The sequence below is a fragment of the Rhizobium sp. CF080 genome (assembly GCF_000282095.2).
Lineage (GTDB): Bacteria > Pseudomonadota > Alphaproteobacteria > Rhizobiales > Rhizobiaceae > Neorhizobium.
In genome coordinates, this window is record NZ_AKKC02000004.1 from 121,475 (window position 1) to 136,545 (window position 15,071).

Consider the following 15,071-nt stretch of genomic DNA (forward strand, 5'->3'; position numbering starts at 1 on the left):
CCTCAGCCCTTTTGCACCGTGATCTTCTCGAAGGCCATGGCGATTTCCTGGCTGCCATAGGGCTTCTTGAGGAGCACTGCGCCTTCGATCGCCGCCTCGTCGGGAATCCTGTCATTGCCGGTCGCAAATACGATGCCGACATCGGGAGATAGCTTGCGCGCCCGTTGCGCGAATTCGCCGCCGGAAAGGCCAGGCAGGCCGAGATCGGTTACCACCACGTCGAACCGGCGCTCCTCTATCATGATGATCGCCTCCTCGGCCGTCGAGGCTTCGGACACCTGATGCCCCAGCTCGGTGAGGAGATCGGCCGTGCTCATGCGGATCAGGAAATCGTCTTCTACGAGCAACACGGAATAACGCGGCGTGGCCGGCTGCTGTCCACTGGTCGCAGGTGCAGGCGGCTTTGCGGCAAGCGAGGCCCTCACCCGGTTACGATGCTGCTGACCGTTCAGCACGTGGCGGATCTTTCGCGCCAGGGCCTCGCGGGTATAGGGTTTCGAGAGCAGTTCGACACCGGGATCGAGCCGGCCGCCGTGCACGATCGAGTTTTCCGTATAGCCGGAGGTGAACAGCACGGCGACATCCGGCATCCGCTCGCGGGCATGGCGGGCAAGCTCGGTGCTCTTCAGCGGCCCGGGCATCACCACGTCGGTGAACAGAAGATCGACCGGCACGCCGCTTTCGATGACGCTCAGCGCACCCGCCGCGTCCTTCGCCTTCAGGACCGCATATCCGAGATCGCCGAGCAGCTCGACCACCGTGGCGCGCACCTGTTCGTCATCCTCGGCCACCAGAATGGTTTCCGTGCCGCCGGTTACCGGGCCGAAATCCGGGTCGGTCACCAGATCCTCGCTGCGCTGGACGCGCGGGAAATAGATCTTGATGGTCGTGCCCTGGCCGAGCTCGCTGTAGATCTTGATGTGCCCGCCGGACTGCTTGACGAAACCGTAGACCATTGAGAGCCCGAGGCCGGTGCCCTTGCCAACGGGCTTGGTCGAGAAGAACGGTTGAAACACCTGTTCCATGATTTCGGGGGTCATGCCGGTGCCCGTGTCGGTGACCGCCAGCATCACATATTGGCCAGCCGGCACGTCCGAATGCTGGCGCACGTAATTATCGTCGAGGAAAGCGTTGCCCGCCTCGATCGTCAGCTTGCCACCGCCTTCCATCGCGTCGCGGGCGTTGATCGCGAGGTTCAGCAGCGCATTCTCGATCTGCGTCGGGTCGACCAGTACATTCCAGAGGCCGCCGGAACGGATCGTCTCGACCTCGATATCCTCGCCGAGCGTTCGGCGCAGCAGTTCCTCCATGCCGGTGAGGAACCGGCCGATATTGACAACCTTCGGTTCCAGGGGCTGGCGGCGGCCGAATGCGAGAAGCTGGCTTGCCAGCTTGGAACCACGCTGTACCCCGGCAAGCGCATTCTCCACCCGGCGCCCGGCGCGCTGGTTGTTGGCGACATCCTTGGCGAGAAGCTGGAGGTTGCCGGAGATCACCTGCAGCAGGTTGTTGAAATCGTGCGCGACGCCGCCTGTCAATTGGCCAAGCGCTTCCATCTTCTGGCTCTGGCGTAGCGCCTCTTCCGCTTTCATGCGCTCGGATATCTCGGACGCGATCTTCTGTTCGAGATTGGCGTTCAGCGCCTGCAGCGCCTCCTCGGCGCGCTGGCGATCGGCAAGGTCGCGCTCTGCGGCGCGGAAAAGCCGCGCATTATCGATGGCGATAGCCACCTGGCCGGCCGCCCCCACCACCAGTCGCTCATGCTCCTCACGGAACTGCCGGGGTTCCGCATGGCCGAAGAACAGGCCACCGATCACCTCGCCGGAGCGCGAAATCACCGGAACCGTGAGATAACTGCGCACCGGCAGATGGCCTTTCGGCATGCCGAAATACGGATCATTCAGACCATAGCGGGCGTCCTTCAGAATATCGTCGGAGCGGATGACGCCCTCGCCGCCGAAGGTCGGGGCAAAAACCGCCGTATTGCGCGGCATCGGAAAACTCTCGAACGCCGAGCGGGGGACGCCGGACAGCGCATAGAGCATGTAGCTCTCGCCGCGGTCGTTGACCACATTGTAGAAGAAGGCTCCGAACTGCGCGCCGGTCAATTCCACGCCGGCATCGGTGGTCATCTGCACCACCTTTTCGAGGTCGAGCTCGGCCGAAAGGTCGGCGCCGAGACGGTTGAGCACCTCGAGATGGCGCGTCTCCTTGAGGAGCGCGATCTCCGCCTTCTTCTGGTCGGTAACGTCACTACCCTGGATGAAGATGCCCGTCGGCTGGCCGGCGTCATCGACAATCGGCTGGTAGACGAAATCCACGAAACGCTCTTCCGGCGGCTGGCCGGGCCGGCGCGCCAGCGTCACGCTCACCCCCTGGCCGAGATGCGGATGGCCGCTTCTACGGACCTCGTCGAGCAGTTCGGAAAAACCCTGCTCCATCACCTCCGGCAAGGCTTCGCGAATGGTTCGCCCGAGCAGGTCGCGACCGCCGACGAGGCGCATATAGGCGCCGTTCGCCATTTCGAAGACGTGGTCCGGCCCGGTCACCATGGCCATAAAGCCCGGCGCCTGTTCGAACATCAGCCTCAGGCGCTCCCCCTCGCCCTGAAGCCGTCGCTCGGCCCGCACCTTGGCCGTGGTTTCGACGACGATCGCCATCACGCCGAAAGGCTTTCCGGCCTCATCGTAGACCGGGGAATAGTAGAGGTTCATGAAGGCCGAGGCCGGCACGCCGGAGCGGTCGAGGACCATTTCCTGATCGGAATAGGCAAGCGTGCCGCCGGCGAAACAGACTTTCATGACGTTGTCGTTGAAGTCGGCGACTTCAGGCCAGCCCTCGCGCACCTTGGAGCCGAGGATACCGGGATGACGTCGCCCGGCGAAGTCGGAATAGGCGTCGTTGTAGATCATCACGCCGTCCTCGTTCCACAGCGTGACGATCGGGCCGGCGACTGAAGCATCAAGGAAATCGCCGTCTGGAGGCTCTGAGGCCAGATGCCGATCGGACCAAGCGAGGTGCTTGCCCAATCGAAAGCCGCAATGAGACGGGCCATTTCGCCGTTGTGGGAAAGAAAGGCTGTCTCAGCAGTCGAACGGTTCATCATTACGCTTTCGGCGGCGATAAGCACTATGCTGCCGTCTTACATGACAACGATCACCTGGGACAGCCTTTTTGACAATCGTCAATTAGGGCATTGCCACAAAAAAGCCATGGGTCTTGAGGGCTGTTTTTGCTTCAACTGAGAGGCATTCAAGCGAGATCCGTACGTGCAAAATCGTCGCCCTTGTAGAGCAGTGACAGGCCGCGGTTTTTGGCACAGGCATAGGAGAGGCAGTCCGCCAAGTTAAGCTGGGCCGGATGCCCCCTGCCCTTCCCGTAGTCGCGGAAAGCCTGGACCGCCAACTCGCCATCCGCTTCCTCGATGGGGACGATCTCGACGCCGCTGCTTCGGAGAAAGTCCGAAACCACCATCTGGGTCACAAGCGGATCGGCAGTACGCCTCGTCGACAGAACCATCGTTGCCTCGAGAACAACAAGCGGACTGGTCATGAGACGTTCGGCACCCTCCATCCGCTTCGACCATTCGGGGCCGTCATCTTCCAGAGCAAGAATTGCCACAATCACCGAGGTATCGATGAACACTAGTGGCCCCACATCTCATCGATCTCGTCCTTGGTCATCTCACGGCCTTCGCCGGCGCCAAGCGTCTTCAGCCTTTCGGCCAGAAAGGCGTGTCGCTCGAGGAGCGACCCGCTCCGCTCCTGTGCAGAATTTTCCTTGCGCAACTCAGCCTTCAGGGCCTCGATCACCGCCTCGGTCAACGTAATCTTTCGCTTCTCCGCCAACTCGCGGGCCAGTTCATGCGCAAGCGGATCGCGTATCTGCAGGTTCATGGCCATTTCTCCGGTGTTTGTCATGACAGATACCATATCCGTCATGACAAAGCGAGAAAAACCGATCAGCTGCAGCGCCCGGCCTGGGTCAGTGCCGCGCTCACGCCGGAAAGCGAGAAGGTGTAGCTCGTCTGGGTGCCGCGCTGGGAGACCGCCTCCAGGGTCATGCTGCTTCCCGATTTCATCGCGGCGATGAGCGCGGCATCGTTGCTCTCCTGCTTCGTCCAGCCGGAATTGCCCTTCGGCTCCAGGGTGAAAGGTTGGCCGTCGACGGTCACGGTCATCTGCGATCCGCCCTTCAGGTCGTAACCCATGATCGCCTGCGGATAGAAACCCGATCCGGAAGGTTTCGGCGCCACGAGGAAAAAGTTGTCGCCGTGATCGACAGTGGCGGGCTGCATCTGTGTGGGCGTGGTCAGCACGTAACACGTCGTGCCGCCGTCGCCCTTGTAGGAATAAAGACCCCAGGCGTCGAATTTCTTCACCATGCTCGGGCTCGGTTGTGCAAGGACGGGTGCTGCAAGCGTGGAAAGGGCAAACGCGGAAAGGGCAAAAAGCTTGATGGACAATCTTGTCTCCATGGTCAGAAATGGCAAGGGAGCCGAGGCGGCGATGGCCGCGCGCAGAAGATAGCCCATTCAAAAATCGATCGGTTATCACAAGGTTAACTGCTTCCGGCGAATGCCCCGAAACAAAACGCCCGAGAGGCCCGGACAGAGCCGGATCGTGATCAGCGTTACTTTGTGTCGCCCCCGCAGCTTCGGGAAAACCGCCAAAGGTTAACGCCCGGGGTCACAGCCCGGTCACAATCATGTCAGGCGGCAGCAAATGCTGTGCAAAATTGCGAGCGGGCGGACGGTGGCCACTAGGGCCACCTCATGGCGGGCTTATTCCGGCTTCGTCGCGCAGATCGCGAAACGTTCCTGCACCATGCGCTCCAGGCCGCGCAGGAAAGGCATCTTGCGGGCCTGGGCCCAATGGATGTCGGACAGCTTGCGGTCGACGACGATGTTGACGAAACCGGCCTTGGTCAGCAGATCGACCACCGCTTCCGCCGGCATCGCATCCGAGAAATAGACGCGCGAGCGGATAGCCTGGTGGCGAGCCGCCATCGCTGGACTCATGTGGCTTCGCGCCGGTTTGCCGGTTACTTTGGACCACAGCTTCTGCAAGCTCTTGACCCAGGTCTCCTTGCCCATGTTGCCGTCGAGGATCAACACCTTGCCGCCTGGCTTCAGGACGGAGAACCATTCCGCGAAAGCCGCTGGCGGATCGACGAGCGTCCAGACCAGATGCCTGTTGGTGACGACGTCGTAGCTGTTCTTGGGTTCCATCGTGTTTTCCGCATCGCCAGACACGAAACGGATATCGGTGCCGCGCTTCTTGGCTTTGGCGCGCGCCTGCGCCAGCATCGCGTCCGACCAGTCGAGACCGGTAACCTTGAAGCCGACATCGTTCATCAGGTGCGAGATGACCGCCGTGCCGCAAGCGAGGTCCAGAGCGGCACGGCCGGTGCCATCGCCGAGATGCTTGCGGATCAGCCGCTGCCAGCCCTTGCGCTCTTCCTCTGAAAAGATTTCGTGGCCGACGCTCTCGTCGAACGTCGCCGCTCTTTCCGACCAGAAGTCACGGATTTCGTCACGGATGGAATAGTTGGTGTTCATCGAATTCATCACGGAGGCCCTGTTAGACAGACTACTTTGGAAAGGCTCTAAAACATAAATCTTGATTCATAAAGTCATATTTCATATGCCTGCGGACATTATCAGACGTCGGGGGAGTTTCCAGATGAATTTCGCGAAAATGCTTGCAACATCAGCGGTTGTACTTGCGAGCCTTCTACCCTTTTCTGCACTGGCACAGTCCTTCACCGTCAAGGACGTCGCCGGCCGTGAGGTGAAGTTCGACAAGCCGGTCGAGCGCGTCATTCTCGGCGAAGGCCGGATGCTCTACGGTGTCGCTCCAATCGAGAAGGAAGATCCCTTCGCCAAGATCGTCGGCTGGCGCAATGACCTCTGGACCACCGACAAGGACGGTTTCAATGCCTATGTCGCCAAGTTCCCGAAAGGCAAGGAACTGCCCTATCTCGGCAACCTGACCGACGGCACGCTGCAGACCGAGACGGTCGTCAAGCTGAACCCGGACGTCATGCTTCTGCCGATCGGCAACAAGAAAGCAGCCGACGAGGTGAAACTCGAGGACATGCTGAACAAGATCGGCGTGAAGATCGTCTATATCGACTTCCGCGAGCAGATCCTCGCCAATACCGAACCGAGCCTCAAGGTTCTCGGCAAGCTCTTCGGCCATGAGGACCGCGCTGAGGCTGTCGCCGCCTACTGGAAGCAGCAGATGGCGCGCGTCACCGACAAGCTGAAGGACGCCAACCCGAAGAAGCCTAATGTCTTCATGTATCGCGCAGCCGGCCTCGTCGAGTGCTGCGGCACGTTCGGCCCTGACAATTTCGGCCTGATGGTGGATTGGGCCGGCGGCCGCAACCTCGGTTCGGATTTCCTGCCGGGCTATACCGGCTCGATCAATGCCGAACAGGTCGTCGCCTCCAATCCTGACGTGATCGTTGTCACCGGTTCGAACTGGAGCCAGACCAAGGACGCTAAGGACTTTGTGAATGTCGGCCCGACGGCCGCCACCACCGCCGATAACAGCCGCAAGGCGCTCAACGCCCTGATGCAGAACGCGGCCTTCACCGGTTCCAAGGCGGTCGCGGGCGGCAATGTCCACGCCATCTGGCACCAGTTCTACACGAGCCCCTACCAGTTCGTTGCCGTGCAGCAGATGGCAAAATGGTTCCACCCGGAGCTGTTCGCCGATCTCGATCCGGATGCGACCTTCAAGGAATTCCATGAGAAGTTCCTGCCGGTTCCGTATCAGCCGGGCTATTGGGTCGACGCCAAGGCGGCAAAGTAAACCGAAATGGCCGAGATCGCCGCATTGCCGATCGAAGCTGAAGCCGGGCGTGAGCGCTATCGCGCCCTCGCCCGGCGCAAGCTTGTGATCCTCGCCGCCATGACAGCCGCGCTGTGTCTGTCATTTGCCGTTGATCTCGCCTGGGGGCCGGCCCGCTACAGTCTCGGCGAGGTGATCGCCGCTCTGATCGATCCCTCCTCCGTCTCGGCCCAGATACGGGCCGTCGTCTGGGATATCCGCATGCCGGTCGCCGTCATGGCGATCGTGGTCGGCGCGGCGCTGTCGGTTGCCGGGGCGCAGATGCAGACCATCCTTGCCAACCCGCTCGCAAGCCCGTTCACGCTCGGCATCTCGGCCGCCGCCAGTTTCGGGGCGGCCCTGGCGATCGTCACCAGCGTCTCCATCCTGCCGGTTGCGGCCACCCTGCTCGTGCCGGTCAATGCTTTCATCATGGCGCTGATCGCCACGTTGTTCATCCATTTCATCTCGCAGATGCGCGGCGTCTCGGTGCAGACCGTCGTCCTGCTCGGCATCGCACTGGTCTTCACCTTCAATGCGCTGCTCGCCTTCCTGCAATATCTCGCCTCCGAACAGGCGCTGTCGGCCGTCGTTTTCTGGACCATGGGCAGCCTCACCAAGGCGACCTGGCCGAAGATCGGCATCACGCTTGCCGTCCTCCTGATCGCGCTGCCGCTGTTTGCCCGCCATGCCTGGGCACTGACCGCCATCCGGCTCGGCGAGGACAAGGCGGCAAGCTTCGGCGTCAATGTCCGGCGCATCCGGCTCGAAACCATGCTGATCATCTCATTGCTCGCCGCAGTCCCGGTCAGCTTCGTCGGCACGATCGGTTTCGTCGGGCTGGTCGGCCCGCATATCGCCCGCATGATCCTCGGCGAGGACCAGCGCTTCTTCCTGCCAGGTTCGATCCTGTCCGGCGCCCTGCTTCTGTCGCTCACCTCGATCGTCTCGAAGTCGATCATTCCGGGCGTCGTTTTCCCGATCGGCATCATCACGGCGCTGGTCGGCGTCCCTTTCTTCTTCTCGCTCATCCTCTCGAACCGGAGCCGGTCATGGTAGCGATGCAATTGCAGTCGGTCGGCGCCTATCATGGCCGCAAGCTGTTCGTGGAAGATGTGACGACCCCAGTCATGCGCGCAGGAGAACTGATTGCCGTCATCGGCCCCAATGCGGCCGGCAAGTCGACGCTGTTCAAGCGCATTACCGGCCTTTTAAAGGGCCCCGGCAATATCGTCATCGATGGCGCCAGGACCAGGAACGCCATCACCTACATGCCGCAGGACACTTCGGCCAATGCGGTGCTGACCGTCTACGAGTCCATTCTTCTCGCCCGCAAGCAGGGCCAATCCTGGAACGTCAGCGACAGCGACCTATCGTTCATCGACGAGATCATGAGGGCGCTCAACATCACTTCCATCGCGTTTCGCGATCTCGGTGCGCTCTCCGGCGGCCAGCGCCAGCTGGTATCGATCGCCCAGGCGTTGGTGCGCGAGCCGGAAATCATGCTGATGGACGAGCCGACCAGCGCGCTCGATCTTCACCGCCAAGTGGAAGTGCTCGACTTCATGCAGCGTCGGGCGCGCTCAAAAGGCATGATCGTGATGATCGCCATCCACGACCTCAACCAGGCGCTCCGCTTTGCCGACAAGGTTCTGGTGATCGCCAACGGCCGCATGCGCAGCTGCGGAAACCCGCGCGACGTCGTCACGGTGGAGATGCTGCGCGATGTCTACAAAGTCCATGCCCGCATCGAAAAATGCTCGATGGACCACGACCACGTGATCGTCGACGGCACCGCGCACTGAACGGATCGCTGAATCCTGACTTCAGCTCAGGGCGTTCAGACGGCGGGAATATCCCAAACCGCACAGCCCATCGGAGACAGGCGCCACGGGCTTTCGAATGCGTACCCGCGTGGAAGGGAAGGTCTTTGCCCTCCTCTCACGCTTTTCAGAATCAATGGCGGGAGCCCTTTTCCACGGTCAGGTGCTTGCCGAGGATATCGTCGTTGGCGAGCAGATCGGCGCTGGTGCCCTGATAGACGATCGCGCCGCGATCAAGGATGACGGCGTCGTCGGAGAGCGGCAGGACCTTGCGGGCCTTCTGCTCGATGATAATGGCCGACATACCTTCGCCTTGCGTGATCCGCTGGATCGCCGCCAGCAGCTCGTCGACGATAATAGGCGCCAGGCCCTCAGTCGGTTCGTCGAGAAGCAGCAGCTTCGGATTGACCATCAGCGCCCGGCCGACTGCCAGCATCTGCTGCTCGCCGCCGGAGAGCTGGTTGCCAAGGTTCTTGCGGCGTTCCTTCAGGCGGGGGAACATCGAATAAACCCGTTCCAGCGTCCACACACCGGGGCGCGCGATCGCCGTCATGTTCTCTTCGACGGTCAGCGACTTGAAGATGTTGCGCTCCTGCGGCACCCAGCCGATACCGGCAGCTGCCCGGCGGTCGGCGCGCAGCTTCGTCACGTCACGCCCCATGAGGTGGACCGTGCCGGAATGATGGGTGGTGACGCCGGCGAGCGTGTTGACGAAGGTCGTCTTGCCTGTGCCGTTGCGGCCGAGCAGCGCCAGCGTCTTGCCTTCCTCGATCGTCAGGCTGATGCCGGCAAGCACGCTCGCCTCGCCATAACCCGCGACCAGCTTTTCGGTGACCAGAACCGGGGCACTCATGCATTTTCTCCGAGATAGACGGCCTTGACGCGCGGATCGGCGGAGATTTCCGCAACCGTCCCTTCGACGAAGACGGCGCCCGCCACCAGAACCGAAATCCGGTTGGCGAACGAGAAGACCAGATCCATGTCGTGCTCGATCAGGAGCACGGTGACGTCGGCCGGAAGGTCCGAGACGATCTGCAGCACTTCGTGCCGCTCGTCTTCCGGCACGCCCGCTGCCGGCTCGTCGAGCAGCAGCACGCGGGGCTTGGAGGCGAAAGCGAGGGCGATCTCGAGCAGGCGCTGCTTGCCATATGGCAGGATCACGGTGCGCTCGCCCATGACGGAGGCAAGCCCGAAACGCGCCAGAAGGGCTGCAGCCTCGTCCACCACCTTGCCGTAACCGGCAATCGACCGCCACAGATTGTGGCCGACACCTTCGCGCTCGGCGATCGCCAACGCCACGGTTTCGAGCGGGGTGAAATCGTTGAAGAGCTGGTTGATCTGGAAGGTGCGGGTCAGCCCGCGCTTGACGCGCCGGAACGAGGCCATCGAGGTGATGTCTTCGCCTTCCAGGAAGACCTGGCCTTCCGACGGCGGCAGGACGCCGGTCAGGAGGTTGATCAGCGTCGTCTTGCCGGCGCCGTTCGGGCCGATGAGGGCGTGGCGGGCACCGCGCTCTACCTTCAGGCTCACGTCATTGGTGGCGAGGAAGGCACCGAAGCGGCGGACCAGATGCCTGGTTTCGAGAACGATCTCGCTCATCAGCGGTCCTCCTTCTTCGAGAGCCGCTCAGGCAGGTATTCGACCCAGCGCGACAGCCGCTCCCGGCCGATCAGCACCAGGATGACGAGCAGCAGGCCGATATAGAACATCCAGTACTGCGGCGTGATCACCGACAGCCAGTCCTTCACCAGCGTGAACAGGATCGCCCCAAAGATGCCGCCATAGAGGTAACCCGTACCGCCGATGACGAGCACCAGCAGCACGTCGGCGGAGCGGTGGAAAGCGAGCACATCAGGCGAGACGAAGCTGGTCGTCTGGGTGAGCAGCGCGCCCGCCATGCCGGCGAAGATCGCCGCGACCGTATAGGCGGTAACGATGCGCTTGCGGGCCGGAACCGCGATCATGCCGGATCGCATCGGGTTGCCCTTGATTGCCTTCAGCGACAGGCCGAAAGGCGAAAAGGCGATGCGGCGCATGATCATCGTGCCGATGAAGAGCACGCCGACGCAATAGAGATAGCCGACCTTGCCGAACAGATCGAACTCGAACATGCCGAGGATCGGGCCAGGCGAAAAACCGCTGAGCCCGTCCGCGCCGCCGGTCAGCCAGGCCATCTGATTGGCGACTTCCGCCATCATCAGACCGATGCCGAGCGTGGTCATCAGGCGGGTGAGGTCCGAACCGCGCAGGATGAGGAAGCTGGTGAGCAGACCGAGAACGCCGGAGGCGACGCCCGCGACGATGAGACCGGTCACCGGTTCGGCGAAATAATGCTGTGCCATCAGGCCTGCCACATAGGCGCCGAGGCCGAAAAAGGCGGTATGGCCGAGCGAAACGATGCCGGCGAAACCGAGCACCAGGTCGAGGGACACGGCAAACAGCGCCAGGATGGCGATCTCGGTGAGGATCAGCATCTTCGACGGCAGCAGAAAGTAAGCGGCGATCGCAGCGATCCAGACGATGATCTCGTAAAAGCGGATGCGGCTTCTGCGCTTCATCAGCTTCGCAGCGCGGGTTTCGGCTGTAGCGGTGGAGGAACTTGCGGACACGGTGGTTTCCTGCGGAAGAACGCTCATCGGCTGCCCCTTGAGAACAGGCCATTCGGCCGCACGATCAGCATGACGATCATCAGCGCATAGATGACGAAGGGACCGATCGCCGGCACGTAATATTTGCCAGCCACGTCGGCAATGCCGAGCAGCAGGGCAGCGAGGAACGGACCGGAGACAGTGGATGTGCCGCCCACCGAGACGACGATGAGGAAGTAAATCATGAATTTCAGTGGGAAATTCGGGTCGAGCCCGAGGATTTCCGCGCCCATCGCACCACCGAGGCCGGCAAGGCCCGAACCGAAGGCAAAGGTCAGCGCGAAGACGAGCGGTACGTTGATGCCGAGGCCCATGGCGACGCGCCGGTCATCGACCGCGGCGCGCAGCCTGCTGCCGAAGCGGGTTTTCGACAGGATGAGCTGCAGCGCAAGCGCCAGTGCTGCGCAGACGATGATGGTGAAGAGCCGGTAGCGGCCGACGCCGACGCCGAACACGTCCATGCGGCCGGAGAGTTCCGGCGGCAGATTGATCAGCTGCTGCTGGCCGCCCATGAAATAATCGGTCGCGGCGATCGCCATGAAGACGATGCCGATCGAGAAGAGTACCTGGTCCAGATGCGGAGCCTGGTAAAGCCATTGATAAAGCGTCCGCTCCAGGACGAGGCCGATCAGCGCCGAAACGATGAAGGCCGCCGGCAGACACCAGTAGAAGGAGATGCCGTAGCGGTTCATCATCACGACAGTCACGTAGCCGCCGGCCATGGCGAAGGCGCCATGCGCCAGGTTGATGAAGTTCATCAGACCGAGCGTCACCGTCAGCCCGCAGGCCAGAATGAAAAGCAGCATGCCGTAAGCTATGCCGTCGAACAGGATTGTAAGCATTTGGCTCTTCTTTGAGAGCGACCGCCGGCGTTTTTCCGCCCGCGATCGCGCGCCCATTTATCGATCAACAGACCCTAACATTCCCGCTCGGGAGACTGCGGTCAAGAACAAGGATGTCAGGATATTTTCGCGCCGGAAACGGCGGGCTGAAGCCTCCCGCCGTCCGTTTGCAAAGCTTGGCTTACTTGGCTTCGGCCTTTTCCGGATCCTTGAGATCCTTGAACGTCTGGAACTCGACGTTCTGCAGCTCGCCGTTCACGTCCTTGACTTCGCGCATGTAGATGTTCTGGATGATGTCGCGGGTTTCCGGATCGATCGAGACGGGGCCACGCGGGCTCGTCCAGGAGAGGCCCTTGACGGCCGCCATGAAAGCCGGGCCGGTGACGTCGCCCTTGGTCTTTTCGAGCGCAGCATAGATCAGCGCCATGCCGTCGTAACCGCCGACCGACATGAAGTTCGGGCGCATGTCGGCATTGGCCTTCTTGAAGGCTGCGACATAGGCCTTGTTTTCCGGGCTGTCATGCGCGGTTGCATAAAAATGGCCGGTGATGGTGCCGATTGCCGGCTTGCCCATCGAGTTCAAGATATCGTCGTCGGTGACGTCGCCGGTGGCGATCAGCTTGATGCCGGCGTCGGCAAGGCCGCGGTCGGCGAACTGCTTCATGAACAGCGAACCGGCACCCGACGGCAGGAAGACGAAGACCGCATCGGGCTTCGCGTCACGCACGCGCTGTAGGAACGGTGCAAAGTCGGGATTGGCGAGAGGCACGCGGACGGCTTCGACGATCTCGCCGCCCTTGGCCTTGAATTCCTTGGTGAACCACTTCTCGGCGTCGATGCCCGGACCGTAGTCGGAAACCAGCGTCACGACCTTCTTGATCTTGTTGGCGGCAGCCCAGGTACCGACCGGCAGGGAATACTGCGGCAGGGTGCCCGAGGTGCGGGTGATGTATTCCGATGCCTTGGTGATCGACGCCGTGCCGGCAGCCATGACCACCGAGGGGATCTTGGCCTGGGTCGCGACCGGCGCAACAGCCATGGCGAGCGGCGTCAGGCCGAAGCCGGCCAGCACCTTGGCGCCATCATTGACGACCAGTTCCTGGGCGATACGGCGGGTCTGGTCGGCGACGCCGGCGTCGTCGCGGATGATCAGCTCGATCTTTTTGCCGGCGACGGTATCGCCCTTCATCGCCACGAAGGTCTTGACCCCGGCCGAGACCTGACGGCCGGTCGAGGCGAAGGGACCGGTCATCGGCAGGATGAGGCCGATCTTGATAGTTTCCTGGGCTGCTGCCGGAATGGCAGCAAGGCAGCTAAGCGCTACGCCTGCCGCTGCGATGAGCGTTCTTCTGTTGAGCATGTATTTCCTCCTCCGAGTGTGGAATTTTCTTATAGAGGCTCGCCGGTCCGGATCAGGACGTCAGCCCAAGCCTGCCATAACTGGTAGCCTATATCGTTGACCGCCGATACGTCAGTCAACGGGTCGGGATGCTTTGGCGTCCCACTATTTTCAACTTTACGTTAACCTCCGGGGCCGGACACCGCGATGCCCGCGCAGAACGCCAACCTCTCCACCTGCCTGGCGCATTTGCACCTTAGCCCGGCTGCGTCTCCAGGCTTAATCAGTTCATCTGCCATGCTTATAAGTTCTGGTTATAACGATCGATCCGCCGGGCGCTCGGACCAGGCGGGTAGAAGTTCCAGGAACGCCTGCTGCGCCGCCGTCGGCAGCCAGTCCTTTCTCGTCGTCACGCCGATCGGGCGCGACGTGTGGCTGAGATCGAAGGGCAGCGCCCGCATCAGCCCGCGCGCGATCTCCGCTTCCGCCTGCAGGCGGGAGGTGCAGCCGAGATGATCGCTGGAATCCAGGAGTTCGCGCATCAGGATCAGCGAGCCGGTTTCGACGATGCTCTTCGGCGGACCGCTCGGCGAACCGCTAAAGACGCTGTCGAAATACCGGCGCATCGGCGTTCCGCTCTGGTTGACGACCCAGGGGAAAGCCGCGAGGTCGTCAACAGTCAGGTTCTCCCTGCCAGCCAGCGGATGCGCCTGTCCCGAAACCATGACCACAGTGTCGTGGAACAGCACCTTCTGCTCCACGTCGCCGATCGGGGCCGGCACCCGCAGCGCGCCGAGTATGAAATCCACCTCGCCTCGGCGAAGTGCACCCAGCAGATCCGGATAGGGGCCCTCCTGGATCTGGATGGGCAGGTTCGGACGGATCTTGCGGAAGCCGGCGATCGCCTTCGGCAGCACATAGGACTTGGCAAGTGGTGTCGCGCCGATGACGATCTGGCCGATCTCGGCCGCCGTCAGTTCCGCAAGGTCCGCATCGGCCTGTTCGAGCTCGATGAAGGCCAGCCTTGCCGCCTGGGCAAGCGCATGGGCCGCACGCGTCGCGATGATGCCGTAGGACGTGCGTTCAAACAGCGGCCGCGCCGCTTCCTCTTCCAGCTGGCTGACGGCGCGATAGACCGCCGGCTGGCTGAGGCCGAGACGGTTCGCCGCCAGCGTAAAATTCTCGGTCTCGCGGACCGCGATCAGCGACTTCAGCTGCGCGGTCGTCGCCGTCATCCGCAGTCTCGGCGACAATTCCGACAGGGCCGGATCGAGAAAACCAAAGGCACGCTTGATGCGCAGCGCCAGGATTTCACCGGCGCCATTGGCAAAAATCCGCTGCGGCGTGCGGGAAAACAGAGGCAGGCCGGCGGTCTTTTCGATCTTCGACAGCGCCTGGGTGACCGCCGGTTGGGACACGAAACAGAGCTCGGCCGCCCTGGTCACGGAGCCGGTATCGACGACCGCGAGGAACGCTCTCAGGTGCCGGAGGCTGTGGTGCAGGATCGTGGATGCCGCCGCGGGCTGCGAAGAACTCATGATGGGCTCTTCTAGCACATCTGTTTGACGCCGGAAGAGCAA

At 62.1% G+C, this 15,071-nt stretch carries 15 protein-coding genes; 4 read left to right on the top strand and 11 right to left on the bottom strand.

Annotated features, from left to right (window positions below):
• Window positions 1-2 precede the first annotated feature (2 nt).
• The gene (locus PMI07_RS07695; protein ID WP_007752364.1) at window positions 3-2,912 is read right to left on the bottom strand and encodes a response regulator; all 2,910 of its coding nucleotides are present in this window, start codon (window positions 2,910-2,912) and stop codon (window positions 3-5) included.
• A gap of 84 nt (window positions 2,913-2,996) precedes the next feature.
• Here PMI07_RS07695 and PMI07_RS34800 point away from each other — a divergent pair, with 84 nt between their 5' ends.
• The gene (locus PMI07_RS34800) at window positions 2,997-3,245 is read left to right on the top strand and encodes a hypothetical protein (RefSeq protein WP_007752365.1); all 249 of its coding nucleotides are present in this window, start codon (window positions 2,997-2,999) and stop codon (window positions 3,243-3,245) included.
• A 7-nt stretch (window positions 3,246-3,252) separates the two neighbouring features.
• On the opposite strand, the gene PMI07_RS07700 is transcribed toward PMI07_RS34800, so the two are convergent.
• From PMI07_RS07700 to PMI07_RS07715, 4 genes are all read right to left on the bottom strand, one after another.
• Window positions 3,253-3,645: a type II toxin-antitoxin system VapC family toxin gene (locus PMI07_RS07700; RefSeq protein WP_007752366.1), complete on the bottom strand. Its 393-nt coding sequence runs from the start codon at window positions 3,643-3,645 to the stop codon at window positions 3,253-3,255.
• Entirely contained in the window at window positions 3,645-3,896 is a 252-nt protein-coding gene (locus PMI07_RS07705; RefSeq protein WP_007752367.1) for a type II toxin-antitoxin system VapB family antitoxin, read from the bottom strand. The genes PMI07_RS07700 and PMI07_RS07705 overlap by 1 nt, the downstream gene beginning before the upstream one ends.
• 65 nt (window positions 3,897-3,961) lie before the next feature.
• The gene (locus PMI07_RS07710; protein WP_245277111.1) at window positions 3,962-4,465 is read right to left on the bottom strand and encodes an invasion associated locus B family protein; all 504 of its coding nucleotides are present in this window, start codon (window positions 4,463-4,465) and stop codon (window positions 3,962-3,964) included.
• 318 nt (window positions 4,466-4,783) lie between these two features.
• Window positions 4,784-5,569, bottom strand: coding sequence for a methyltransferase domain-containing protein (locus PMI07_RS07715; protein WP_007752369.1), 786 nt, complete (start codon window positions 5,567-5,569; stop codon window positions 4,784-4,786).
• Between the two features lie 115 nt (window positions 5,570-5,684).
• On the opposite strand from PMI07_RS07715, the gene PMI07_RS07720 reads away from it, so the two are divergent.
• Genes PMI07_RS07720 through PMI07_RS07730 form a run of 3 tightly spaced genes read left to right on the top strand, consistent with a single transcriptional unit; the run spans window position 5,685 to window position 8,644 of the window.
• Window positions 5,685-6,821, top strand: a complete 1,137-nt coding sequence (locus PMI07_RS07720; RefSeq protein WP_007752370.1) for an ABC transporter substrate-binding protein — start codon at window positions 5,685-5,687, stop codon at window positions 6,819-6,821.
• Window positions 6,822-6,827: 6 nt separating this feature from the next.
• Window positions 6,828-7,898, top strand: a complete 1,071-nt coding sequence (locus PMI07_RS07725; protein WP_007752371.1) for an iron ABC transporter permease — start codon at window positions 6,828-6,830, stop codon at window positions 7,896-7,898.
• Window positions 7,892-8,644, top strand: coding sequence for an ABC transporter ATP-binding protein (locus PMI07_RS07730; protein WP_007752372.1), 753 nt, complete (start codon window positions 7,892-7,894; stop codon window positions 8,642-8,644). The genes PMI07_RS07725 and PMI07_RS07730 overlap by 7 nt, the downstream gene beginning before the upstream one ends.
• Before the next feature lie 151 nt (window positions 8,645-8,795).
• Here the strand turns inward: PMI07_RS07730 and PMI07_RS07735 are convergent, their stop codons facing one another.
• From PMI07_RS07735 to PMI07_RS07760, 6 genes are all read right to left on the bottom strand, one after another.
• Window positions 8,796-9,515 carry an ABC transporter ATP-binding protein gene (locus PMI07_RS07735; RefSeq protein ID WP_024163660.1) on the bottom strand — a complete coding sequence of 240 codons (720 nt, stop codon included), beginning with the start codon at window positions 9,513-9,515 and terminating at the stop codon, window positions 8,796-8,798.
• On the bottom strand, window positions 9,512-10,261 hold the full coding sequence (locus PMI07_RS07740; RefSeq protein ID WP_007758128.1) for an ABC transporter ATP-binding protein: 750 nt from the start codon (window positions 10,259-10,261) through the stop codon (window positions 9,512-9,514). The genes PMI07_RS07735 and PMI07_RS07740 overlap by 4 nt, the downstream gene beginning before the upstream one ends.
• Window positions 10,261-11,298 (bottom strand): branched-chain amino acid ABC transporter permease, encoded by a 1,038-nt coding sequence (locus PMI07_RS07745; protein ID WP_007758127.1) that lies wholly within the window; start codon window positions 11,296-11,298, stop codon window positions 10,261-10,263. Before PMI07_RS07745 ends, PMI07_RS07740 begins: the two co-directional genes overlap by 1 nt.
• Entirely contained in the window at window positions 11,295-12,152 is an 858-nt protein-coding gene (locus tag PMI07_RS07750; RefSeq protein ID WP_007758126.1) for a branched-chain amino acid ABC transporter permease, read from the bottom strand. Before PMI07_RS07750 ends, PMI07_RS07745 begins: the two co-directional genes overlap by 4 nt.
• Window positions 12,153-12,333: 181 nt before the next feature.
• On the bottom strand, window positions 12,334-13,512 hold the full coding sequence (locus PMI07_RS07755; RefSeq protein WP_007758124.1) for an ABC transporter substrate-binding protein: 1,179 nt from the start codon (window positions 13,510-13,512) through the stop codon (window positions 12,334-12,336).
• A 293-nt stretch (window positions 13,513-13,805) separates the two neighbouring features.
• On the bottom strand, window positions 13,806-15,029 hold the full coding sequence (locus PMI07_RS07760) for a LysR family transcriptional regulator (protein ID WP_007757145.1): 1,224 nt from the start codon (window positions 15,027-15,029) through the stop codon (window positions 13,806-13,808).
• Window positions 15,030-15,071 lie beyond the last annotated feature (42 nt).